General features: G+C 66.3%; 20 protein-coding genes and 1 tRNA gene. 14 read left to right on the top strand and 7 right to left on the bottom strand.

All coding sequences use genetic code 11. The features are described 5' to 3' along the window. The first annotated feature begins 2 nt into the window (after window positions 1-2). Together der and glsA are read left to right on the top strand one after the other, a co-directional pair. Window positions 3-1,325: a ribosome biogenesis GTPase Der gene (der, locus tag ACY1JX_RS01425; protein WP_286928606.1), complete on the top strand. Its 1,323-nt coding sequence runs from the start codon at window positions 3-5 to the stop codon at window positions 1,323-1,325. Next, the gene (gene glsA / locus ACY1JX_RS01430) at window positions 1,325-2,515 is read left to right on the top strand and encodes a glutaminase A (RefSeq protein ID WP_462564973.1); all 1,191 of its coding nucleotides are present in this window, start codon (window positions 1,325-1,327) and stop codon (window positions 2,513-2,515) included. Before der ends, glsA begins: the two co-directional genes overlap by 1 nt. Here glsA and ACY1JX_RS01435 read toward each other — a convergent pair. The 3 genes from ACY1JX_RS01435 to ACY1JX_RS01445 all read right to left on the bottom strand — a co-directional run bounded on the left by ACY1JX_RS01435 (window position 2,512) and on the right by ACY1JX_RS01445 (window position 5,778). Continuing rightward, on the bottom strand, window positions 2,512-3,705 hold the full coding sequence (locus tag ACY1JX_RS01435) for an HNH endonuclease (protein WP_462564974.1): 1,194 nt from the start codon (window positions 3,703-3,705) through the stop codon (window positions 2,512-2,514). The two genes, glsA and ACY1JX_RS01435, sit on opposite strands and share 4 nt — an antisense overlap. Before the next feature lie 139 nt (window positions 3,706-3,844). Further along, window positions 3,845-4,669, bottom strand: coding sequence for a DUF4190 domain-containing protein (locus ACY1JX_RS01440; RefSeq protein ID WP_462564975.1), 825 nt, complete (start codon window positions 4,667-4,669; stop codon window positions 3,845-3,847). A 143-nt stretch (window positions 4,670-4,812) separates the two neighbouring features. Further along, window positions 4,813-5,778: an L-lactate dehydrogenase gene (locus tag ACY1JX_RS01445; protein ID WP_462564976.1), complete on the bottom strand. Its 966-nt coding sequence runs from the start codon at window positions 5,776-5,778 to the stop codon at window positions 4,813-4,815. 73 nt (window positions 5,779-5,851) lie between these two features. Here ACY1JX_RS01445 and ACY1JX_RS01450 point away from each other — a divergent pair. The 4 genes from ACY1JX_RS01450 (at window position 5,852) to ACY1JX_RS01465 (ending at window position 8,190) form a co-directional block, all read left to right on the top strand. Further along, window positions 5,852-5,925, top strand: a tRNA-Pro gene (locus ACY1JX_RS01450). Between the two features lie 572 nt (window positions 5,926-6,497). Beyond that, on the top strand, window positions 6,498-6,986 hold the full coding sequence (locus ACY1JX_RS01455; protein WP_286928612.1) for a transposase: 489 nt from the start codon (window positions 6,498-6,500) through the stop codon (window positions 6,984-6,986). Window positions 6,987-7,416: 430 nt separating this feature from the next. Then, entirely contained in the window at window positions 7,417-7,833 is a 417-nt protein-coding gene (locus ACY1JX_RS01460; RefSeq protein ID WP_286928614.1) for a pyridoxamine 5'-phosphate oxidase family protein, read from the top strand. A gap of 234 nt (window positions 7,834-8,067) precedes the next feature. Beyond that, window positions 8,068-8,190, top strand: a complete 123-nt coding sequence (locus ACY1JX_RS01465) for a hypothetical protein (RefSeq protein WP_286928615.1) — start codon at window positions 8,068-8,070, stop codon at window positions 8,188-8,190. A gap of 283 nt (window positions 8,191-8,473) precedes the next feature. On the opposite strand, the gene ACY1JX_RS01470 is transcribed toward ACY1JX_RS01465, so the two are convergent. Continuing rightward, window positions 8,474-9,997: a YfcC family protein gene (locus ACY1JX_RS01470; RefSeq protein ID WP_462564977.1), complete on the bottom strand. Its 1,524-nt coding sequence runs from the start codon at window positions 9,995-9,997 to the stop codon at window positions 8,474-8,476. A 229-nt stretch (window positions 9,998-10,226) separates the two neighbouring features. On the opposite strand from ACY1JX_RS01470, the gene ACY1JX_RS01475 reads away from it, so the two are divergent. Genes ACY1JX_RS01475 through arcC form a run of 3 tightly spaced genes read left to right on the top strand, consistent with a single transcriptional unit; the run spans window position 10,227 to window position 13,393 of the window. Continuing rightward, window positions 10,227-11,450 (top strand): arginine deiminase, encoded by a 1,224-nt coding sequence (locus ACY1JX_RS01475; RefSeq protein WP_462564978.1) that lies wholly within the window; start codon window positions 10,227-10,229, stop codon window positions 11,448-11,450. Window positions 11,451-11,454: 4 nt separating this feature from the next. After that, window positions 11,455-12,456, top strand: a complete 1,002-nt coding sequence (argF, locus tag ACY1JX_RS01480) for an ornithine carbamoyltransferase (protein WP_286928619.1) — start codon at window positions 11,455-11,457, stop codon at window positions 12,454-12,456. Between the two features lies 1 nt (window position 12,457). Next, window positions 12,458-13,393 carry a carbamate kinase gene (gene arcC, locus ACY1JX_RS01485; RefSeq protein WP_286928620.1) on the top strand — a complete coding sequence of 312 codons (936 nt, stop codon included), beginning with the start codon at window positions 12,458-12,460 and terminating at the stop codon, window positions 13,391-13,393. A gap of 140 nt (window positions 13,394-13,533) precedes the next feature. Here arcC and ACY1JX_RS01490 read toward each other — a convergent pair whose 3' ends face one another. Next, on the bottom strand, window positions 13,534-13,713 hold the full coding sequence (locus tag ACY1JX_RS01490; RefSeq protein ID WP_286928622.1) for a hypothetical protein: 180 nt from the start codon (window positions 13,711-13,713) through the stop codon (window positions 13,534-13,536). 66 nt (window positions 13,714-13,779) lie between these two features. Here ACY1JX_RS01490 and ACY1JX_RS01495 point away from each other — a divergent pair, with 66 nt between their 5' ends. From ACY1JX_RS01495 to ACY1JX_RS01515, 5 genes are all read left to right on the top strand, one after another. Next, window positions 13,780-15,723, top strand: a complete 1,944-nt coding sequence (locus ACY1JX_RS01495; RefSeq protein WP_286928624.1) for a copper-translocating P-type ATPase — start codon at window positions 13,780-13,782, stop codon at window positions 15,721-15,723. Between the two features lie 43 nt (window positions 15,724-15,766). Continuing rightward, complete coding sequence (locus tag ACY1JX_RS01500; RefSeq protein ID WP_462564979.1) at window positions 15,767-18,193, top strand: phosphoketolase family protein; 2,427 nt, start codon at window positions 15,767-15,769, stop codon at window positions 18,191-18,193. A gap of 135 nt (window positions 18,194-18,328) precedes the next feature. Beyond that, entirely contained in the window at window positions 18,329-19,396 is a 1,068-nt protein-coding gene (locus ACY1JX_RS01505) for a type II glyceraldehyde-3-phosphate dehydrogenase (protein WP_286928627.1), read from the top strand. Window positions 19,397-19,406: 10 nt separating this feature from the next. Further along, window positions 19,407-22,541, top strand: coding sequence for a beta-phosphoglucomutase family hydrolase (locus ACY1JX_RS01510; RefSeq protein ID WP_462564980.1), 3,135 nt, complete (start codon window positions 19,407-19,409; stop codon window positions 22,539-22,541). Window positions 22,542-22,620: 79 nt separating this feature from the next. Next, window positions 22,621-23,184, top strand: a complete 564-nt coding sequence (locus tag ACY1JX_RS01515; RefSeq protein ID WP_286928631.1) for a class I SAM-dependent methyltransferase — start codon at window positions 22,621-22,623, stop codon at window positions 23,182-23,184. A gap of 109 nt (window positions 23,185-23,293) precedes the next feature. On the opposite strand, the gene ACY1JX_RS01520 is transcribed toward ACY1JX_RS01515, so the two are convergent. Both ACY1JX_RS01520 and ACY1JX_RS01525 read right to left on the bottom strand, forming a co-directional pair. After that, window positions 23,294-23,599, bottom strand: a complete 306-nt coding sequence (locus tag ACY1JX_RS01520) for a hypothetical protein (RefSeq protein ID WP_286928632.1) — start codon at window positions 23,597-23,599, stop codon at window positions 23,294-23,296. Next, window positions 23,596-23,841 carry a YgaP family membrane protein gene (locus tag ACY1JX_RS01525; protein WP_146825552.1) on the bottom strand — a complete coding sequence of 82 codons (246 nt, stop codon included), beginning with the start codon at window positions 23,839-23,841 and terminating at the stop codon, window positions 23,596-23,598. The genes ACY1JX_RS01520 and ACY1JX_RS01525 overlap by 4 nt, the downstream gene beginning before the upstream one ends. Window positions 23,842-23,995 lie beyond the last annotated feature (154 nt).

Below are 23,995 nucleotides of genomic sequence, written 5' to 3' on the forward strand. Positions count from 1 at the left end.
GGGTGTCCACACAGCCCGTCCTCGCCGTCATCGGCCGTCCCAATGTCGGCAAGTCGACCTTGGTCAACCGCATCATCGGACGGCGAGAGGCCGTCGTGGAGGACGTCCCCGGCGTGACCCGCGACCGCGTCCCGTACGACGCGATCTGGAACGGGCGAGCGTTCACCGTCGTCGACACCGGTGGCTGGGACCCTGACGCCAAGGGCATGGCCGAGCGCATCGCCGCCCAGGCCGAGGTCGCCATCGCCGTCGCCGACGCGATCCTGTTCGTCGTCGACGCCACCGTCGGCGCCACGGACATCGACGACAAGGTCGTGAAGCTGCTGCGCGCCTCCGGCAAGCCGGTCGTGCTGGCCGCCAACAAGGTCGACGACCAGAAGGGCGAGCTCGAGGCCGCCAGCCTCTGGAACCTCGGGCTCGGCGAGCCGTACCCGGTCTCGGCGCTTCACGGTCGTGGCAGCGGCGACATGCTCGACGCGATCCTCGACGCACTGCCCGAGGCCCCCGAGGAGGACTTCGACGCGCCGCGTGGCCCGCGCCGCGTGGCCATCGTCGGCAAGCCCAACGTCGGCAAGTCCAGCCTGCTGAACAAGTTCGCCGGCGAGGACCGCGTCGTCGTCGACAACGTCTCGGGCACCACGGTCGACCCCGTCGACGAGCTGGTCGAGCTCGGTGGTCGGGTCTGGACCTTCATCGACACCGCCGGCATCCGCAAGCGCGTGAAGACCGCCACCGGCCACGAGTACTACGCCAGCCTGCGCACGTCGGCCGCGATCGAGCGTGCCGAGGTCGCCGTCATGGTGATCGACGCGAGCGAGTCGATCTCCGAGCAGGACCTGCGCATCATCAACACGATCGAGGAGACCGGCCGCGCCGTCGTGCTGGCCTTCAACAAGTGGGACCTCGTCGATGACGAGCGCCGCTTCTACCTCGAGCGCGAGATCGAGCGCGACCTCGTCCAGATCCCGTGGGCGCCGCGCATCAACGTGGCCGCCCGCACCGGCTGGCACATCGACCGCCTCGTGCGCGCGCTCGATGCGGCACTCGAGGGCTGGGAGACCCGCGTGTCCACCGGCGCGCTCAACTCCTTCCTCGGTCGCCTCGTTGCCGAGCACCCGCACCCGGTGCGCGGCGGCAAGCAGGCGAAGATCCTCTTCGGCACCCAGGCGTCCACGGCGCCGCCGACCTTCGTGCTGTTCACCTCCGGCAAGCTGGAGGCGGGCTACCTGCGCTTCATCGAGCGACGCCTGCGCGAGGAGTTCGGCTTCGTCGGCAGCCCCATCCACCTCCAGCAGCGCCCGCGCAAGAAGCGCGAGCGCCGCTGATGCGCTCGCCCGTCCCCGACTACCTCGACGAGGTCCTCCAGGCCTGCGGTGGCATCCAGGGCGAGCCGGCCGACTACATCCCCGAGCTGGCGAAGGTCGATCCGAGCCTGTCGGCCGTCGCGCTCAGCACCGTGGACGACGCCCACCACAGCGCCGGCGACGCGGAGCAACGCTTCACCATCCAGTCGATGTCGAAGCCGTTCGCGTACGCCGTGGCGATCGAGCACCTCGGCTGGGACGCGGTGCACGCGAAGATCGACGTCGAGCCGTCGGGCGAGGCCTTCAACGAGATCTCGGTGGACTCCGAGACGGGCCGCCCCCACAACGCGATGATCAACGCGGGCGCCATCGCGACCGCGGGCCTCGTGGGCTCCTTCGAGCGCTTCGCGGACTTCGCCTCGCGCCTGGCCGGCCGTGAGCTGGAGGTCGACGAGGCGGTGTACGAGTCCGAGATGGGCTCCACCCACCGCAACCTCGCGCTGGCCCACCTGATGGCGGCCTACGGCATCGTGGAGGACCCGCGGGACGCTGTCGAGCGGTACGTGCGGCAGTGCTCGCTCGCCGTGGACGTCCGCGACCTCTCGCGGATGGCGGCGACCCTGGCGAACGGTGGCGTGCACCCGGAGACGGGGGAGCGGATCATGGCCGAGCGCACCACCCGCCAGGTTCTGAGCGTCATGGCCACGTGCGGCATGTACGACGCGGCGGGCGATTGGCTCAGCACCGTGGGCATCCCGGCCAAGAGCGGCGTCTCGGGCGGCATCATCGGCGTACTGCCCGGCCAGGTGGGCGTCGCCGTGTTCTCGCCCGGCCTCGACGCGCACGGCAACAGCGCGCGCGGCGTCGAGATGATGCGCCGGCTGTCCGACGACATGGGCATGCACCTGATGAACCCTGGTCGCCCGTCGCGGTCGGCGCTGGCCGACGTGCGGGTCGAGGACGGGACGACGGTCTACGTGCTCGGCGGTGACCTGCTGTTCGCGAGCGCCGAGTCGCTGATCCGCCACCTGGTGGAGCACCCGCCCGAGACCTCGGAGGTCGTGTTCGACATCAGCCGGGTCGACGAGGTCACCGACGTGGGGCGCCGGATGGCCGCGGAGGCCCGACGCCGCCTGGAGCTGGACGGCCTCGGCGTGACGGTGATCGACTTCGAGGGATCCGACCGGCTGGCCCAGCCGAGCTCCGACTAGGCCGCTGGCCAGAGGTCGAGCTCGACCACCACGGGCGAGGGCAGGCGCCATCGCTCGCGGTGCTCGACCGCAGGGGCGATGAACTTCTCGGGGAGCCTGTCGTGGGACTTCATGTTGTGGTGCTTGCGGCAGAGGCATCGCAGATTCGCCGCGCTGGTGGTGCCACCGCGGTCGTGGGCCAGCGCGTGGTCGAGATCGGTCTCGGCCGCCGGCGCTCGACACCCGGCCACCCGACAGGTGCCGTCGCGCCAGTGCAACGCCGCTCGCATCGAGTCCGGTGGCTGGTAGCCCAGGCTGGTGGTGTCCAGTACCCGCCCCACCGGATCGAGGACGAGCCGTCGGAAGAGCGTGGTCTCGGAGGCGGCCAGCTCGCGAACCCACGCGGCGGGAAGCGCGTGTTCGCCGTCGCGGGTGATGCCCGGCCCCTCGGTGAGCCCGACGAGGTCGGCCGCGTCGATGCTGATCGCGATCTCGGCCCGGATGTCGGTCTCGGTGCCGGTGCAGGACGTGAGCCAGTGACCGACGAGGTCGGCCTGGCGCTGGTCGCGGGTGCGTCGGTCGATCTCGCCCGTGTCGAGGTCCATCTTCGGCAGCTGCTTCGCCGCCCGCAGGAGGCGATTCCCGACCGCGATGGCGACGTGGGTGGGCAGGAGCGCGTTGAGCCAGGACGTGCCGTCGCCGTTGTGGCTGATGTCGACCCGGCGGGTCTCCACCGCGCGGTCGGCCTGCGCCTCGACCTCCTCGGGCTCGAGCCGTGCGCGCATGCGGTTCAGCCAGGCGCGCAGCTCGCCGACGGTGTGGGAGGTGGCGAAGGGCACGACGCTGGCGTCGAGCACCTCGACCGAGGGCATGTGCGCCAGCTTGTCGATCGTGTCGGCGATGAGCATGGCTCGCGCAGCGTCGATGGAGCCGTCGCCGAAGGCGATCCACGTGCGAGGTGCCCGCTCGCGCAGGATCCCGGCGTCGTTGACGATGCCCCACACGCGGTGCTCCGTGGTGCGGAGGGCCCGGGCGATCTCGAGGGTGACGCCGCGCCGGCCGAGGTCCTTGCCGATCTCGGGCGCGTCCTCCGCGTCGACCTCGGCGCACCCGGACTCGTGGGCCGTGAGGATCAGCGACCAGGAGGCGAACTCGGCCCGTGCCTGCGCACGTGCCGCGCTCTGCAGCAGCAGCTCCTCGGGTCGTTCCATGTGCTCAATCTAGGGACGACCACTGACAGTTTTGTTGGGCGTCGATCACCCCGAGCCCAAACGGCGCACTGACGTCGAACGTCCCCGCACATCCCTTCGGAGGCGAGGCCGTTCGACGGTCGGAGTTGCTGTCAGTGCCTCACTTCAGCGCGACGAAGGTGTCGTCGCTCAACAGGTCCGGAGACACTGCCAGGACGCCGTTCTCCCAGCCGTCGGCCGGGACCTCGAGGATCTGGTCGCCCTTGACCGACGCTCCGTTGTAGACGGTCTTGATGGAATCGAATCCGTCTTCCGGGATGAACAGGGTCGAGCCGTCGGTGGAGTCGACCGTACTGCCGTCCGAACCGGCGAACTTGATGCTCGCCCAAGCCGTCGAGCCCTGTTCGTCATCGCCGTTGTACGTCGCCGTCAGGTTGACGAGGAGGAGGATCGAGCCGTCGGCCGCGCGGGCGTCGAGCGAGTCCTTCTCGATCTGCTTGACGGAGTTCACCTTGACGGTCCAGTCGCCGCCGGTGATCTCCGAACCAAGGGGTGCGGGGTTCGCGCGGGTCGTACCGAGCTTGTCGTCGGACGACTTCTCCTCAGCCTTGGCATCGTCGGCCGGGGCCTCGACGCTCGTGTCCGTTGCCTCGTCGACGGCGTCATCGACCGCACCAACGAAAGCCGCATTGATCCCGACGGCGATCACGATACCGAGGACGCCCATGATCAGACCGGCGATGGCCAGACCCTTGCCGGCCAGCGCCTTCTTCGACTTGGCGAGACCGACACCGGCAAGGATGATGCCGATGACGCTCACGAAGATGCCGATGATGTTGAGCACCGGGATCCACGAGCCGAGAAGGCCGAGAAGGGCGAGGACGAAGCCGGCGGTCGCGAGACCGTTGCTTCCCTTGACCTGGACGGATACGGGCGTGTCCTGCTGCTGAAGCGGCGACGGGTGGGGATATTCCGAGTTGGGCATGGTTCCTCTGGGGGGAAAGACGCGCTGCGCATCGAGTGGCGCGGCGCGTCGCGGTTACAAACCCGCCAAGCCTAGGGGGAGAGCTGGGTTCTGTCCGGAGAATCGGACAGGCCCACCGGCGCGACCCAGCCGGTGAACAGACGTCAGATCCCGAGGTCCTGCTGCACCTTGCGCAGGGCCTCGGCCGAGGCCTGGAGCTGCCGCTCCTCGTGCGCCGTCATCCGCACGTCCAGCACGCGCGCGACGCCCTTCGCGTTCACGATGCTCGGCAGGGAGAGGGCCACGCCGTCGATCCCGTGGTGGCCGCGATGGACGATGCTGACGGGCAGGACGGCGTTCTCGTCGCTCAGCACCGCCTCGACGATCCGGGTGGCCGAGACGCCGATCGCGTAGTTGGTGGCGCCCTTGCCCTCGATCACGGCATAGGCGGCGTTGCGGACCCGGTCGGTGATGTCGTCGAGCTCGCGGTGCGAGAACGGCCGCGGGTCCTCCGCCGTGGATGACGGGACCCAGTCGAGGATCGGCACCGGGCCGATGCGGGCCTGGGACCACAGCGCGAACTCCGTGTCGCCGTGCTCGCCCACGATGTCGGCGTGCACGCTGTGCGGCGCCACCCCGGCGCGCACGGCGAGCAGCTGGCGCAACCGGGACGTGTCGAGCACCGTTCCGGACGCCATCACGCGCTCGTCCGGCAGCCCGGTGATCTGCTGGGCGGCCACCGTGAGGACGTCGCACGGGTTCGTCACGAGCACGTAGACGGCGTTCGGGGCGTGCTGCATCAGGACGGGCAGCATCTGCTCGAGGATCCTGACGTTCGTGCCCGCCAGGTCGATGCGCGTCTGGCCGGGGTCCTGCTTCGCACCCGCGGTGATCACCACCAGGTGGGCGCCGGCGACGACCGACGGGTCGGCCCCGCCGATGATCTGGCTGCTGCCGGTGAACAGGGCGCCGTGCTGCAGATCCAGCACCTCCGCCTCGACCTTCGGCCGGTTCACGTCGTACAGCGCGATGGTGCGCGCGGAGCGTCGGATCAGGCAGGCGTAGGCGATCGCCGTGCCCACGCTGCCCGCACCCACGATGGCGACCTTGGAGTTCTCGATGACGGCCATGGCCCCATTGTGAGGTGCCCCCGGCCCGATGACGACCTCGGCGAGACCTGCGCTAGACTCTTGCAGGTTGTCACGGGCTGTAGCGCAGCTTGGTAGCGCACCTGACTGGGGGTCAGGGGGTCGCAGGTTCAAATCCTGTCAGCCCGACCGTGAGGTACCGGGAATTCCAGCGGAATTCCCGGTACCGAAAGAGACGCAGAATGGCCAAGTCTCCACTTTGTCTCCACATTGGATGCGAAGACAGCCTCCGCTCACACCTCCCGCGCAATCGGCGCCGACGTCTTCCGAGCGCCGACGAGTACCGCGGTCGAGTGCGCACACCTACTCGGCATGAACGACACCCACACCCTTTCCGCACTGGAACCGATGATGAGCGTCGAGGAGCTCTCCGCCTACCTCGACGTCCCGATCCTTGTCGCTTTGGGCCAGCGCCACCATCCACGACTACCTGCGACATGCCGCGCCCACCAACGTCACCATCACCTGGCTCCATTCGTCAGGTGGCTGCACCTGGGCCACCCCCATCGGACTCATGCTCGCACTCGGGTACCTATACGGGTCGCGTTTCTGTGCCGTGATCGTCGAGTCCGGTGGACCGGGGTGGGTCAACCTCCTGGTCATGCTCTTCTTCTGGAACTCCCTGAAGTTCATCTGGGTCGCGATATTCGGAATGCGACGAGTAACGCTGGCTGTCGCGCGTGCCGGCCATCGGACATTGCGTGGAGGTCCTCGTCTCGACGCCCATTCTGCTGGACACTTCAGATCGCGGCCATGGCGGCGGACAGCGAGTTCACGGCGGTCGTGCGTCGGCTCGGGTGCCTGCGCGGGGTCTCGACCCTGACCGGGTTCGCTCTGGCGGTCGAGATCGGCGACTGGGACAGTTCACTGGCAACACCATCGGATCGTTCGTCGGTTTGGTGCCCTCGGAGTTCTCCTCTGGCCGGTCACGGGTCCAGGGCCCGATCACCAAGGCCGGTAACACTCACGTCCGGCGGCTGCTTGTCGAATCGGCCTGGCACCATAAAGCTCGTTATGCGCCGGGCAAGGCTGGCCCGGCAGCCCGGGTGCGCGGTGACGAGGGAAACCGGCGCCTCCACGCCCGCTGGGTCCGGTTCACCGAGCGCCGCAAACGCCATGTCGTGGCCAACGTCGCCATCGCCCGCGAACTGGCCGGCTGGTGCTGGTCCTTGGCCGTCATGAAGGAGTAGACCGGCCACCTCAAGCTGGCTTCGTCGACAACAGTTCGGTGGTGGCAGCGTGAGGAGTGATCCGCGCAAACAACTATGAGCAGCCGGGCACTGCCGCTCGGTGACGCTCGTTTCTAGACACGCGGTCCACTCCTGCCGAACAACCGTCCTGCGGTACCCAACCCGCGCATATCGGTCTGACCGCGCGTCGCCAACGACACGCTCACCACCGGCCAGTCCACGAAGCCAAGAGGGGCCCGACGCGGCGATATCCAGGTCGGGCGCCTCGCTCTGCCACTTGACAGGAGGGACCTACCTATCAGTCATGACGTGGAAGCTCCCTGAGGAGCCTGAATTCCGGATCGGCTTGCGGTTGCGGATCATGCGAGTATGGGTGGGCTGGACCGTGCGTTTATGTGTCGCATCACCTCGAGCGAAAGGGGACCCTCGGATGACGAACGCCGCGAGAGGTTCCATCACCACGCTCTCGGAGGCTGAGTGCCGTGCGAGGCTCCAGACGACGACGGTTGGGCATATTGCTTTCGTCAATGAAGAGGGTCAGCAACTCATACCCGTCAACTTTGCTGTGCTCGATGGTGCGATCTACATGCGGACCTTTCCTGACAGCGTGCTCTCGGTGCTTGCACAAGGCCATCCCGACGTGGCTTTCGGCGTCGGCCACGACGACGTATTCCGGGTGGGCTGGAACGTCACCGTCCGAGGCGAGGCGTCCGGGGTCGACGACGCCGCTACCGTTGAGAGAGTGATGGAACGCCTTCATCCTTGGGCAGGGGGCTCACGGCCGCTTGTTATCAAGGTGACGCTTGACTCCATCGCCGGGCGGCGCGTCTCCGCCGTTGAGCCGTGAAGGATTAGGGCTGGAGGGTCTGCCGTGTCGTCAATGATCGCTGTCGGTGATGCCTTGGGCACCGCGACCGGGTTCGAACGCCCGGGGACTCGTGCGCGTACCGATACAGCCGAGTCAGCGACTTCGAGCCGACCGGGAGATTCCCGGTCACTGCGCAAATTACGTACAACGTGGGTGAGCATGAGAGCGATGATGAGGCTGGCCATATACTCGCCGACGGCCAGAGTCGCCACCATGGCGATCACGGCCAAAATGTCCAGCCCTCCAATGTCCCGCCATCAGGTCGCGGAGCAGGTCGACCGCCGTCACGACGATGACAATCCCGATGACGACGAAAGCCGTCACCGCGAGCACTGAGTTCTCCCCGAGCACCCAGAAGCCCACCCCGAGGGCAAGACCGGCGAGGACGAACATGGTCAGGACCCGCTGCCGCAGGAACGACATGGAGTCACGCATGCGAATGCCTTCCAAATTGGATCCCCGTGCGCGGGCACATTCTTCGGTCTTCGGGACGCCCAACTTCCCGACGACATCATCTCACTACGCGATGTCGGGACCCTCGATACGCGACGCGGCGGCGCTGCGGAGGCAGCGACTACCTGCGCTTGGTCTCAGCCTCGGTTGCTGGCCAGACCCGCCGTCAACTGATGGCCGAACCGATGCTGATCAGCACCAGGCACGCGACGAAGAGGATCCCGAGCAGAGGACCCACGAATCGCAGCCACTGGTCGTAGCGCACCTTGGCGAGAGCGAGCCCGCCCATGACGACCGCGGAAGTAGGGGTGATCAGGTTGACCAGCCCTGAAGCGGATTGGTAAGCGGTGATCACCATCGCCCGGGAGACGCCGGCGAAATCACCCAGCGGGGCAAGGATTGGAATGGCCAGCGCGGCGTGCCCGGACGTGGAGGGAACCAGGAAGGCCAGGGGAATGTTGACCACGAACACCAAGGCGCCGAACACCCAGGAGGAGGTGTCGCTGACGAGGCTTTCCATGGAGTTCAGGACGGTGTCGGTGATCTCGGCGTTGTTCATGATCACGGTGACACCGCGGGCAAGGACGATGATCAGACCGACACCGATGAACTCCCCGGCCCCCCGTACCAGGGTGTCGGCGATCTGCTTCTCACCGAGCCTGCCGATGAGACCGACGACGAGCGACATCATCAGGAACAGGGCGGCCAGTTCGGGGAAGTACCAGTCCAGTTGCCAGGGGTAGCTCTCTGCATCGGTGCCTTCGATGATCTGGGCCCACGGCACCAGGGAGAAGATCATGAAGACAAAGGTCAGAGCGACGATGCCGAGCACGGTTTTGTGTGTGCCTTCGAGTGGCCCGACGTCGCCGATCCCCGCCCGCGCGATCTCGTCATCGCCTCGGGCTGGAACGGTCTTGGAGGTGGCAGGGTCGGCCTTGACCCTGCGGGCGTAGCGCAGAACGAACCAGACGCCGACCGGGACCAAGATCAGATACATGACGAGACGGAAGACGATGCCGTCCCCGATGGAGATGCCGGCAGCGTCGGAGGCGACGCCGGTGGCGAAGGGGTTGACGGTGGAGGCGAGCACGCCGATGGTCGCACCGACCAGGATCGTCGCTGCGGCGACCATGCGGTCGTAGCCGAGACTCAGCATGAGCGGGACCACGAGCGCGTAGAAGCCGAGGGTCTCCTCGGCCATGCCCTCGGTGGTCCCCCCGATGGAGAACACCACCATCAGCAGCGCGATGACCAGCGCTCCGCGGTGGCTGTAACGCTTCGCGATGCGCGCGACCCCGGCTTCGATGGCGCCGGTCTGCATCGCCATGGTGATGAAGATGCCGATCGCCAGCACGAACAGGAAGACCCCGGCGGCGCCGAACAGTTCGCCGGTCTCGTAGGGGCCGATGAACCCGCTCTCGGCGTTCTTGACCCCGTAGAGACCGTTGACCGGAGCAAGGAACAGCTCTTGGAGTCGATCCCAGATACCGAACTCGGTACTGGTCGACTCGTAGCTTCCCGGGATCGGGCGACCGTCATCGTCTACCTGGTAGGCCCCGGTGGGAATGATGAAGGCCAGCAACCACACCGCCAGCGTCACCACGAACAGGACGGTGAATGCGCTCGGGAAGTGCCACTTAGCGCCGTCCGATTGGACCGGCATGTCACTTCTGGCGGTCGTGGGCGTCATGGGCACTCCTCAGTCAGGAACAGATCACGTACGGCGCATCCTGCCGTCGAATCGCGATTTGGTCCACCATTCGACGGTCCTCACTTTTTACTCTCGTAGCAGTCATTCTCGGTACCATAAAGGGTTCGTGAAACTTCCATGAAGCTTTCAGCTGGCAGATGCTTATCCCTACCTTCCGGTGTGCCGCCTGTGCTTACATGACCGTTCGTCATGGACTCAGGAGGAACGAATGTCGCTCCACGTGGATTCAGAGGTCGGCCGGTTGCGCCAAGCGATCTTGCACCGGCCTGACATGGAGTTGGGCCGTCTGACGCCGTCGAACATGCGGGAGTACTTGTTCGACGACGTGTTGTGGGTCAAGGAGGCGAAGAAGGAGCACGATGGGTTCGCCGAAGCCCTGCGCGAGAGCGGCGTCGAGGTGCATTACTTCGACCAGTTGCTGCGCGAGGTCATCGAGATCCCCGAGGCCCGCAAGTTCGTCCTGGACGGCAGCTTCGACGAGCGCGTCTACGGACCGATGGCGATCGACACGGTGCGCAACACCTTCGATGCGATGTCCGGTGACGAGGCCACCGGGTTCCTGATCGGCGGGATGACCAAGCGCGAGTTGCTGGAACGGGTCGAGGGACCCGGATCGCTCGTGATCGCCGCCCTGGACATGGATGACCTCCTGCTGGCTCCACTGCCCAACCACATCTTCACTCGGGACACGTCCGCATGGATCTACGACGGTGTGTCCGTCAACTCCATGCGCAAGAGGGCCCGGTCCCGCGAGACCGTGCACTACGAAGCCATCTACCGCTGGCACCCGCACTTTGCCGACGAGGACTTCCAAATTTGGGGTGAAGGTCGCGCCGACGGCGCGGCAACCACCGAGGGCGGTGACATCTTGGTCCTGGGCCGGGGGGCGGTGCTGGTCGGGATGAGTGAGCGGACCAGCCCGCAAGGTGTCGAACGGTTGGCCACCAAGCTGTTCGCCGGAGGCGCTGCGAACAAGGTCGTGGCACTCGCGATGCCCCACAAGCGCGCGTTCATGCACCTGGACACCGTGATGACCATGCTCAACGAGGACACGTTCACCCAGTACGCCGGCATGCCGATGTTGCCCTCCTACACGGTCGAGCCCGGTGACAACGAGAAGGAGCTGAAGGTCACCCCGCACCGGCCCGAGGACATGCACACGGCGATCGCCGGCGCCCTCGGTCTGGACCGGATCAACGTGCTCACCGCCACCCAGGACATCCGGGCCGCCGAGCGTGAGCAGTGGGATGACGCGTGCAATGTGCTCGCGGTCCGGCCTGGCGTCGTGGTGGGTTATGAGCGCAATGTCACCACGAACACGCACCTGCGCAAGAACGGGATCGAGGTCATCACGATCGAGGGCGATGAGCTCGGTCGCGGCCGTGGCGGACCGCGCTGCATGACGTGTCCGATCGAGAGAGACGGGATCTGAGCCGATGTCACGGACATTGCGCAGCCGCCACTTCCTGAAGGAACTCGACTTCACCCCGACCGAGTGGAAGCACCTACTTGACCTGACGGCGACACTCAAGGCGGCCAAGTACGCCGGCACCGAAGTGCCGCGTCTGACCGGTAAGGAGATCGCCCTCATCTTCGAGAAGACCTCCACCCGCACCCGCTGCGCGTTCGAGGTCGCCGCCTACGACCAAGGCGCACTCATCACCTACTTGGACCCCTCTGGCTCCCAACTCGGGCACAAGGAGTCCATCGCCGACACCGCCCGGGTCCTGGGCCGGATGTTCGACGGGATCGAGTACCGAGGTTCCTCCCACGCCAACGTTGAGGAGCTCGCCGCGAAGGCCGGTGTCCCGGTGTGGAACGGCCTGACCGACCAGTGGCATCCGACCCAGTCACTGTGTGACATGTTCACGATGCGCGAACACAGCACGAAACACGACCACGAGATCGCCTTCGCCTACTGCGGAGACGCCCGCAACAACGTGGGCAACTCACTGCTGATCGCCGGCGCGATGATGGGCATGGACGTCCGCATCGTCGCGCCGAAGGAACTGTGGAACGACGACGACACCTTCGCCCGGGCCCGCACCATTGCCGAACGTACCGGCGCGCGGCTCCTGCTGACCGACGACGTCGCCGAAGGGGTCAAGAGGGTGGACTTCCTCTACACCGACGTCTGGGTCTCCATGGGCGAGCCCGACGACGTGTGGGACGAACGTATCGCCCTGCTTCGGCCTTACCAGGTCAATCAGGAGATGGTGCAGCGCACCGGCAACCCGGCCGTGAGATTCATGCACTGTCTGCCGGCCTTCCACGACCGCAACACGGTCGTGGGTCAGCAGATCTACGACAAGACCGGGATGGACGGCGTCGAGGTGACCGACGAGGTGTTCGAATCCGAACGTTCGATCGTGTTCGACCAGGCCGAGAACCGGCTGCACACCATCAAGGCCATCCTCGTGGCCACCCTGGGGGACTGACATGCGCATCGTCGTGGCCCTGGGCGGCAACGCTCTGCTCAAGCGAGGACAGAGCCCGGATGCGGAGATCCAGGAGGACAACGTCAAGCGAGCCGTTCGAGCGCTCGCACCGCTGGCTCGCGACCACGAACTGGTGATCACCCACGGCAACGGACCGCAAGTTGGAATCCTGGCCCTGCAGTCGGCCTCTGATCCGCGCCTGAGCACGCCGTACCCGTTCGACGTACTCGGTGCCCAGACCCAGGGAATGATCGGCTACTGGCTCCTGCAAGCCATGCAGAATGCCAGTCCGGGTCGACAGGTCGCCGCGGTCATCAACCAGACACTGGTGAGCGCGGACGACCCTGCGCTTGAGAACCCCACCAAGTTCGTGGGCGAGGTCTACGATGAGACGCAGGCTCAACGTCTCGCGCACGAGCGTGGTTGGACGGTCAAGCCCGACGGACCACACTGGCGCCGCGTCGTTGGCTCACCTCGCCCGGAGCGAGTCGTCGAGACCCGGCTGGTCCGGCTGCTCCTGACCAGCGGTGCCATCGTGATCTGCGCCGGCGGTGGCGGCGTGCCGGTGATCCGCAACGAGCAGGGCGAACTCGAAGGTATCGAGGCGGTCGTGGACAAGGACATGACCTCCGCGGTCCTGGCCGAGGCCTTGGAGGCCGACGCCCTGCTGGTGCTCACCGATGTCTCCGGCGTCCAAGAGAACTTCGGTACCCCCGACGCCCGGGTGATCCAGCGCGCCACCCCGAGCGCACTGCGCCGCTTGGACTTCCCAGCCGGATCGATGGGTCCCAAGGTCGATGCGATCTGCCGGTTCGTCGAACTCACCGGCGGCATCGGGATCATCGGACAACTCGACGACATCCCGGCGATCCTGCGGGGCGACGCCGGAACCGTCGTCACCCCAACGGGCGAGTACGACGGGCTCCCGATGCGATAGACAGCCGCCAGGGTAATGAACCACAGGGCCGATCGCGGCCGCCGGGCCAAGTTGACCTGACCAGACGTGTTGTTCGATTTCGGTCCTGGCTTCCGGACAACAGGTCGGGCACGATGACTTGAAATATTGGAGGGCCAGTGTCAAACCACGAAAATCACGGAAACCACCCGGCGAGCGATGTGGCTGGAGTCAGCGAGGGACCCCAGCACCCCGGTGACCACCCCGGCGGTGAGGATCACGGCCACGCCGGCCACGGCGCTGGTGCCGGACGAGATGGCGAAGACGGCGGTCACGGCCATCACGCGCATGGCGGCAAACACGCCGGACACCACACTGAGCAGTTCCGAAGTCGGTTCTGGTGGAGTCTCCTGCTGACCGTTCCGGTGGTGATCACCAGCGGGATGGTCATGGACTGGTTCGGGTACGAACTCGAATTCACAGGTCGGGAGTGGGTGGGCCCCGTCCTGGGTTCGGTGATCTTCTTCTGGGGCGGTTGGCCGTTCCTGGAGGGCGGCTGGCGCGAGATCAAGGAACGCAAACCGGGGATGATGCTGCTGATCACGATGGCGATCATCGTCGCCTACGTGGCGTCGATGGCGACGTCGCTCGGTTGGTTCGACCTGGACTTCTGGTGGGAGCTCGCCGCCCTGGTGACGATCATGCTGCTCGGCCACTGGCAGGAGATGAAGGCACTCGGCCAGGCTCAGGACGCGGTAGCTGCACTGGCTGAACTCCTTCCCGACGAAGCAGAACGAGTCGGACCGGACGGCTCGATCGAGCCCGTGGCGATCGAGGATCTGCACGACGGCGATGTCGTGCTGGTGCGCTCGGGAGCGCGAGTACCCGCTGACGGCGAAATCGTCGATGGGGCCGCCGAACTCAATGAGTCCATGATCACCGGCGAATCGAAACCGGTCGCCAAGGATGTGGGGGACCGGGTGGTGGCGGGCACCGTCTCGACAGACTCGGCGATCCGGGTTCGGGTCGACGCAGTCGGTGAGGAGACGACGCTCGCCGGAATCCAGCGACTGGTGGCCGAGGCCCAGGCGTCACAGTCCCGCACGCAGGTGCTGGCCGATCGGGCTGCCGCACTGCTGTTCTACGTGGCGACCGGTGTCGCTGTCATCACCGCCGTCGTGTGGTTCCTGCTCGGTGATGTCGATGAGGCCGTCACCCGGGTCGTGACGGTCTTGGTGATTTCTTGTCCGCACGCACTGGGCTTGGCCATCCCGTTGACCACCTCGATCTCCTCGGCGACCGCGGCCCGCAACGGCATCTTGATCAAGGACCGACTCGCCTTGGAACAGAGCCGCACCGTTGACGCCTTCTTGTTCGACAAGACAGGCACCCTCACGAAGGGGGAGCACAAGGTGGTGGGCGCCAGCGGTTCTGGCGGTGTGTCCGTGGAGGACGTGCTGCGCCTCGCCGCAGCGGTCGAGTCCGACAGTGAGCATCCCTTGGCGCGGGCCATCGTCGATGCAGCGAAGGCACACGGCGACGTGCCAGCCGCCACCGACTTCCGATCGAGCGCTGGCCGTGGGGTCGAAGCCACCGTTGACGGCGACGCCCACGCGGTCGGCGGGCCAGCACTGCTGCGGGAACGGTCCTTGACCGAACCGGGTGACCTTTCCGAGTGGTCCCGGGGGTGGAAGGACCGCGGCTCCTCGGTGTTGTACCTGGTTCGACGGGACACGATCATCGGGGGGATCGCACTCGAGGATGAGGTGCGCTCCGAGGCTCGCGCCGCTGTCGATGAAATTCACGCGATGGACCGACAAGTAATGATGATCACCGGCGATGCCCGCCAGGTCGCCGATGCTGTCGGCAAGGATCTCGGGATCGACGAGGTGATGGCGGAAGTACTTCCAGAGGAGAAGGACGCCAAGGTTGCCGAGTTGCAGGCTCGTGGGCTCAAGGTGGCCATGATCGGCGATGGCGTCAACGACGCCCCGGCTCTGGCCCGTGCCGATGTCGGCATCGCGATCGGTGCTGGCACAGATGTCGCCATCGAATCTGCAGGGCTCATCCTGGCCAGCTCGGACCCGCGGGCGGTCGCAGGCATCATTCGGCTCTCGAAGGCCGCCTACCGCAAGAGCCTGCAGAACCTGTGGTGGGCGGCGGGCTACAACGTGCTCGCCATTCCCGTCGCTGCCGGCGCATTCCACTGGGCCGGGATCAGCATGCCGCCCGCCCTGGCTGCTGTGCTGATGAGCGTCTCGACGATCGTCGTCGCCCTCAACGCCCAACTGCTCCGCCGGGTCGAGCTCCGTCACGCGACGATCGACGAGGACGCGCCGGAGGGAGCGGAGCCTGTCGAGGCGAAGCGATGAACGGAATTGGCGCCGGCGGTGATCGAGAGAAAGGGACAAACCGATGACGATCAACGAGGAATCCACTTCAACCCCATTGAAGAACGATGAACTCGCCAGGATCGACGCATGGTGGCGGGCGGCGAACTACCTCTCTGTCGGTCAGATCTACTTGATGGGCAATCCGCTGCTTCGCGAGCCGTTGCGGGACGAGCACGTCAAGCCGCGGCTTCTGGGGCACTGGGGCACCACGCCGGGTCTGAACTTCATCTACGCCCATCTCAACCGCGCGATCATGGCTCGGGATCTGGACATGATGTATGTCATGGGACCCGGTCATGGTGGTCCCGGTCCGGTCGCGGCCGCTTGGTTGGAGGGCACGTACAGCGAGGTCTACTCCGATGTGTCCCAGGACGAGGAAGGGATGCGCCGACTGTTCACCCAGTTCTCCTTTCCCGGCGGGATTCCCAGCCACGTGGCCCCGGAGACACCGGGGTCGATCCACGAGGGTGGCGAGCTGGGCTACGCGTTGTCCCACGCGTACGGCGCAGCCTTCGACAATCCCGACCTGATCGTGGCCGCCGTGGTCGGTGACGGGGAGGCGGAGACCGGGCCGCTGGCCGCCAGTTGGCACTCGACCAAGTTCGTCGACCCCGCCCGCGATGGGACGGTGCTGCCGATCCTGCACCTGAATGGGTACAAGATCGCCAATCCCACGGTGCTGGGTCGCATCGACCGAGACGAACTCGACGGGCTGCTCCGTGGCTACGGTCATACCCCGTACTACGTCGAGGGCTCCGATCCGGAGCAGATGCATCGCGACTTCGCCGCCGCCATGGACCGCTGTCTCGACGAGATCGCCGAGATCCGCCGCCTGGCCCGTGAAGAAGGGCATACGCAGCGGCCACGTTGGCCAATGATCGTGCTGGTCTCCCCGAAGGGCTGGACCGGGCCCAAGGAGGTCGACGGACTGAAGGTCGAAGGATTCTGGCGTTCCCACCAGGTTCCCTTCGCCAACGCGCGCGAGGATGACGCCCACCGCGCCGTGCTCGAGGAGTGGCTGCGCAGCTACCGGCCCGAGGAGTTGTTCGACGAGGACGGCGCACCGGTGGCGAGCATCCGCGACCTGCGCCCGACCGGGGAACGCCGGATGAGCGCCAACCCACACACCAACGGCGGGTTGCTGTTGCAGGATCTGCGGATGCCCGACTTCCGCGACTACGCGGTCCCGGTTGAACATCCTGGAACCGGCGCGGTGGAGGCGACCCGGGTGCTGGGCACCTTCCTACGCGACGTCATGGGCGACAACATGACGAACTTCCGAGTGTTCGCCCCAGATGAGAACAACTCCAACCGATTGGGTGCCGTTCTGGAGGTGACCGACCGCGCATGGATGGCACCGATCCTGTCCGAGGACGTCGGCCTGGCTCCGGACGGGCGGGTGATGGAGATCTTGTCCGAGCACACGTGCCAGGGGTGGCTGGAGGGCTACCTGCTCACCGGTCGGCACGGGATATTCTCCTGTTACGAGGCGTTCATCCACATCGTCGACTCGATGTTCAATCAGCACGCCAAGTGGTTGAAGGTCACCAACGGTATCCCGTGGCGCCGCCCGGTCGCCTCGTTGAACTACCTGTTGACCTCGCACGTGTGGCGCCAGGACCACAACGGCTTCTCCCATCAGGACCCAGGCTTCATCGACCACGTCATCAACAAGGGACCTGAAGTCATCCGTGTCTATCTGCCGCCGGATGCGAACACCCTGCTGTCGGTCGCTGACCACTGCCTGCGTAGCCGTCAGTACGTGAACGTGATCGTGGCCGGGAAGCAGCCCCAACCGCAGTACCTGTCGATGCAGGACGCCATCGTTCACGCCACGAAGGGAATCGGGATCTGGGAGTGGGCCAGTACCGACGCAGGGCAGGAACCCGACGTGATCCTTGCCTGCGCCGGGGACGTTCCGACGATGGAGACCCTCGCTGCGACGCAGATCCTTCTCGACTATTTCCCGGAACTGCGCATCCGGGTGGTGAACGTGGTGGACCTGATGCGCCTGCAGGACAAGCGGGATCACCCGCACGGTCTGACCGACCCCGAGTTCGATTCCCTGTTCACGACCGACACGCCAGTGGTTTTCGCCTATCACGGCTACCCGTGGCTGATCCACCGCCTGACCTACCGCCGGACCAACCACCAGAACTTCGCCGTCCGCGGTTATGTCGAGGAGGGAACCACCACCACCCCGTTCGACATGTGCGTGCTCAACCGGATCGACCGGTTCAACCTCGCCATCGACGTGCTCGATCGCGTGCCGCGACTCCACGCGGTTTCCGCGCATGCCCGGGAGGCACTGCAAACGAAACTGATCGAGCACCGCCAATACATCCGCAGCCACGGCCAGGACATGCCCGAGATCCGGAACTGGCAGTGGAGCAGCCACACGGGACCGTCAACAAGCGGACCGAATCCGCTGGAGGAACCAGAGCCTTGATCCTCACCGCTCGCGAGGGCGTCGTTGGGCTCGGTGAGCAGGGCGAGGCGTGACTGGACAACGCTCCTCAGAGGCGGGGAAGCGCGCGAGGACAAGCAGTGCATGAGGCCAACCGGTTTGGAAAGGAGAACTCGCATGAGTGAGAACATGATTCGCGTCGCGGTCAACGGCTACGGGGTGATCGGCAAGCGCGTCGCCGACGCGGTCCGCGCCATGCCGGACATGGCGTTGGTCGGCGTCGCCGACGTGGTCGCGGATTGGAGTACGCGTACCGCGGTCGGCCATGACATCGCGATGTTCGCCGCGACAGATCAGGGCGAGACCGCGCTGCGGGCTGCTGGTGTACCGGTGGCCGGGAGCTTGGCGGATTTGCTGGGGGACATCGACGTCGTGGTGGACACGACACCGAAGAAGGTCGGGGCGACCAATTTGGCGACCTATCGGGCGGCCGGGGTGAAGGCCGTGCTGCAGGGCGGTGAGAGTCATGCCACCACCGGGCACTCCTTCGTGGCGCAGGCGAACTACGCCAGCGCGGTGGGGCGCGACATGACCCGTGTGGTGTCGTGCAACACCACCAGCGTGGTGCGGGTACTGGGACCCTTGCAGGACGCCGGCTTGTTGAGTCGAGCGCGTGGCGTCTTGATTCGACGGGCCAGCGACCCGGGCGACTCCCACCTGGGTGGAGTGATGAACACCGTGGTGCCCGAGGCCTCCATTCCGTCGCATCAGGGACCGGATGCACTCACGGTGCGACCCGACCTTGACGTGGTGACGATGGCAGCGAAAGCCGCGCACACCCAGACTCACAACCACTATTGGACTCTGCAACTGACTCGACCCTCCAGCTCCGAAGAAGTGCTCGAGGTACTGCGGGCCGCGCCCCGGATCGCGTTCATCAAGATGACCGACGGCTTGACCGCACTGAACACCACCGTCGAGTTGATGCGAGATCTCGGTCGACCTCGCGGCGACATGTGGGAGGTGGCGATCTGGGAGGACGTCCTGACCGTGCAGGACGACGAGGCGTTCTTGACCTACCAAGTCGGCAACGAAGCAATCGTGGTCCCGGAGACCATTGATGCCATCCGAGCGCTGACCGGCAGCGTGACTGACGGGGCAACCTCCATCGCGATGACCGACCAGGTTCTGGGCATGCGTCAGAAGTTTCTCCCCTTTCTGGAACCACCGGTCACCGGTGTGTGACCACCAAGAGATGGAGCAGCGACCGCCAGTGGTGCCGAGCGGTACGGTGCCGACCGGTGCCGTACCACCCCACGACGCGGTGATCTTCGACATGGACGGCGTGGTCACCGACACCGCCGACCTCCACGCGAAGGCGTGGAAACGACTGTTCGACGCGGTACTGGACGACGAGCGGGCCAGGACGAGCACCCACAGCACGCCCGCCCCCTTCGACACGGACGCCGACTACCGGCGCTACGTGCACGGGCGGACACGGGAGGACGGGGTCGCGACCTTCTTGGCGGCGCGGGGCCTTGAAATCCCGACGGGGACCCCGCAGGACCCGTCAGGAAGTTGGAGCGTGTACGGCCTGGCCTCGCGAAAGAACGAGGTCTACCGTGAACTCCTTGCCGAGCACGGCGTTCGAGTGTTCGCCGGCACCCTGGACCTGCTGCACCGGCTTCGCGACGGGGGAGTGCCGGTCGCCTTGGTGACCGCAAGCCGTGACGCCGAAGCGCTTCTTGCTGCTGCCGATCTGGACGGGGTGTTTGACGTCGTCGTGGACGGTGGGTCCGCCGCCGAGACCGGTTTGCCGGGCAAGCCCGACCCGGCGACCTTCCGGGAGGCCGCACGACTCCTCGGCGTCGCCCCGGGCAGGACGGCGGTGGTCGAAGATGCCATCGCCGGGGTTCAAGCGGCCCGCCGCGGCGGTTTCGGGCTGGTGGTCGGGGTCGACCGGTCTGGGCAGCGGGAGTCACTGGAAGCCGAGGGCGCTGACGTGGTGGTTGAGGACGTCTCTCAATTGGATCTCGGCTCCCTGCGGGCCGACCCGTGGGTACTGGTCTACGAGGGGTTCGACCCGGCTCATGAGGGGCATCGAGAAGCGCTGACCACGCTCGGGAACGGATACGTCGGCACCAGGGGTGCGGCCCCGGAGCGGTCCGCGGACGAGGTGCACTATCCGGGCACCTACTTGGCAGGGGTCTACAACAGGCTCACCTCCACCGTGCACGGTCGAGAGGTGGAGGACGAACACCTGGTCAACGCCCCGAACTGGCTCTGCCTGGATGTGCGCACCGCGGGGGAGCCATGGTGGTCCCAGGGTGGCCTGGTGGCCTCTGCAGAGCGCCGCGAGCTGGACATGCGCCGCGGGGTGCTCACTCGGCACGCGGTACTCACCGATCCCGCCGGTCGCCGGATGAGGCTGATTCAACGCCGCGTGGTGTCGATGGCTCGCCCGCACCTAGCTGCACTGGAAACCACCTTGGTTGCCGACGGCTGGAGCGGCACGGTGACCTTGGCCAGCGGTGTCGACGCCGGAGTACGCAACCGCAATGTCGCCGAGTATCGGCCGCTGGCCGACCAGCACTTGCGCACGGTGAGGAGCGAGAGGGTCGATCCGAGCACGCTGCTGGTGGAGGTCGAGACCACCCAGAGCCAGATCCGCATCGCCACCGCCGTCCGGACCACGGTGACGGGCGGAGTTGCCACCGATTCAATGACCGCCGAGGAGGATCGGGCGGCGCACCGGTTCGAGTTGACCCTAAAGGACGGGGTGCCGGTCACGGTGGTCAAGACCGTGGCGATCTTTACCTCCCGGGACCGGGCGATCGCAGCGCCGCGGCTGGCGGCTCTGGATGAGCTGACCTGGGCCCCGGGTGGGCTCGACGACCTGCTGCCTGACCACGAGGCGGCATGGCAACGGCTCTGGGACCGTTTCGCGATCGAGCTCGAGGCCGATCGACAGACCCAATTGACATTGAATCTGCACGTGTTCCACCTGTTGCAGTCGCTGTCCCCGCACACCGCCGACATCGACGCCGGGGTGCCGGCCCGGGGCCTACACGGCGAGGGCTACCGGGGGCATGTGTTCTGGGACGAGTTGTTCGTGCTGCCGGTGCTGACACCGCACATGCCTTGGGTGACCCGCGCGCTGCTCGATTATCGGCTTCGACGTCTCGACGCTGCCCGCCGCGCCGCCAGCGTCGCCGGACTGGCCGGAGCGATGTTCCCGTGGCAGAGCGGCAGCGACGGCCGAGAAGAGACACCACACCAGCTGTACAACCTGCGCTCGGGTCGGTGGATGCCCGACAACTCCCGACGCCAACGCCACGTGGGGCTCGCGATCGCTTACAACGCCTGGCAGTACTACGAGGCCACCGGCGACGTCGCTTGGCTGGCCCATCGCGGCGCCGACCTGATCATCGAGGTGGTCCGCCTGTTCAGCAGCCTGGCCACTTACGACGACGACAACGATCGCTACCACATTGCCGGGGTGATGGGACCCGACGAGTATCACGACGGGTATCCCGACGCCCCGGGACAAGGACTGCGGGACAACGCCTACACCAACGTGCTCGCTGCTTGGTTGTGTCGACGCGCCCTGGACATCTTGGACCTGACCGCCGTGCACGACTGCGACGAACTGCGCACCCGACTCGACATCGGGCCCGACGAGCCAGACCGGTGGGAGCACCTCGGTCGCCGTCTCACCGTCCCGTTCCATGACGGGGTGATCAGCCAGTTCTGTGGCTACGAAGGATTGGCCGAGCTGGATTGGGACCACTATCGGGACGCCTACGGCAACATCGGCCGGCTCGACCTGATCCTGGAGGCCGAGGGAGACGCGACCAACGGCTACAAGCTCGCAAAGCAGGCCGACGTGCTCATGCTCGTCTACCTGCTCGGCCCCGATGGGCTCGTGGAGATGCTGCAACATCTGGGCTATCGCGCCCAACCCCACCTCGTCGAGGACACGGTGGACTACTACCTGGCACGCACCGCGCACGGCTCCACGCTGAGCCGCGTAGCGCACGCGTCCGTTCTGGCTCGCATGGATCCCGTCCGAGGCTGGCGCACCTTCCGCGAGGCGTTGACCGCCGACCTGGACGACACCCAGGGCGGCACCACAAGGGAAGGGATCCATCTCGGGGCCATGGCCGGGACCATCGACATCATCACCCGCGCCTTCGCCGGAATGCGCCGCGAGGATGAGGAGCTCGTGTTCGATCCGCGTCTGCCCGACGGTCTGGGATCTGCACGCTTCACCGTGGTCCATCGTGGCCGGCGGCTGCGGGTGACGGTCACCCCGGACCGGGTGCAGGTGAAACCCGACCGACGTGCCACCACCGGCAGATCCTCGTCAGGGCAGGGGGCACGAACCTGAGCGTTGATGCAGGCCAGCACGTGCTCGGTCGTGGTGCCATGTCTGAGTGACACCGCGCTTTCGAAAGGAGGACTCGACGGTGAACCTGCTGCATCGTCTCTACTGCCGGTCTCGGTTCTGGCGGTGGCACGTGGGTGTGCTGCTGCCCTGGGCGCTGGAGGGGATCGAACTCGAGCGAGCGGCGGTGTTGGAGCTCGGCCCGGGCCCAGGGCTGACAACGGACTGGCTGTTGCCGCGCGTGGGCTCGCTGACCTGCGTCGAGTACGACGAAGCTGATGCCACTGCACTGGCGCGACGGCACCCAAGCGTGAACGTGCGCCACGGCGACGCGACGGCACTGCCGTTCGCGCCGGACTCATTCGACGCGATCGTCTGCTTCACGATGCTGCACCACCTACCCTCGGCAGCGGCGCAGGACCGCCTGTACGCCGAGGCCGCCAGGGTCCTTCGCGCGCGTGGAATCTTCGCGGGCTCAGACAACCGATCAGGTCCCCTGCTCGCGCTGGCGCACATCGGTGACACCTTCACCGTGGTCGAGCCGGAGCGGCTATCGACACGGTTGAAAGTCGCCGGGTTCGGTGAGGTCGAGATTGGTGCCCGACCTGACGACTTCCGGTTCCGGGCGCGACTCAGAGCGCGTTGACCGCGTGCGGGGAGCGGCGTTGACCTGTGCCCGGCAGCGGTGCCCAGTCCCGATGTCGTGCTGCGGCTCAAATCGGCTGACGTCCCTCACATGCGGTCTGGGGGCCGTGTCACTTGTGGTCGTGCCCGCCGGGCATGACGAACATCATGGCCGCCATCATCGCGGTGCACAGCAGTGCGACGACGATGATGTTGGTACCTGCAATACCGGTCAGGAAAAGCAGGCCGGCGATGACCAACATCGGGATGCAGCAGATGATCATCATCAATCCATGACCGCGATGTGTCCCGTGGCCGACGCTGTCGGACTCGTGCCCGCCATGGTGGTTTTCGGAACTCGGCGAGGACTCCCGCGGATGGTGCCCCGCGTGCCCATCGCTGTGCGCACCGTGATCCATGCCGTGTGGCGTACTCATGATGTCTTTCCTTTCAAGGAGGCGGGCATGTGCCCGAGTTTGGCGTACAGCGGGCAGTGTCCGAGCGCTCCGGTGACGATGAGGTCGAGGCCTGCCGCCAGCAACAGCAGTTCGAGGACGACAGCCCAGGTGGATGAGGCGCCAGCCAGCAGCACGATTCCGGTAACGGTGCCGAGCGCTCCGACGACCACTCGAGCGACGCGTTCGGCAGGGGTGATGTTGATGCTCCACCGCTTACTCATGATCTCCTCCAACTCTTGGTCGACCGCCGATATCCGGTCCAATTCGATGTTCTCGCCGCGCGGTGAAGGTGACCGGCGTTGTCTCGTGAAGGTTCGTTGAAGAAGCGCTCGGTGGGGGGTGCCATGTCGACCGTTGGGTTTCCGGGACACGCAG

It is taken from the genome of Aeromicrobium sp. JP4 (genome assembly GCF_054957925.1).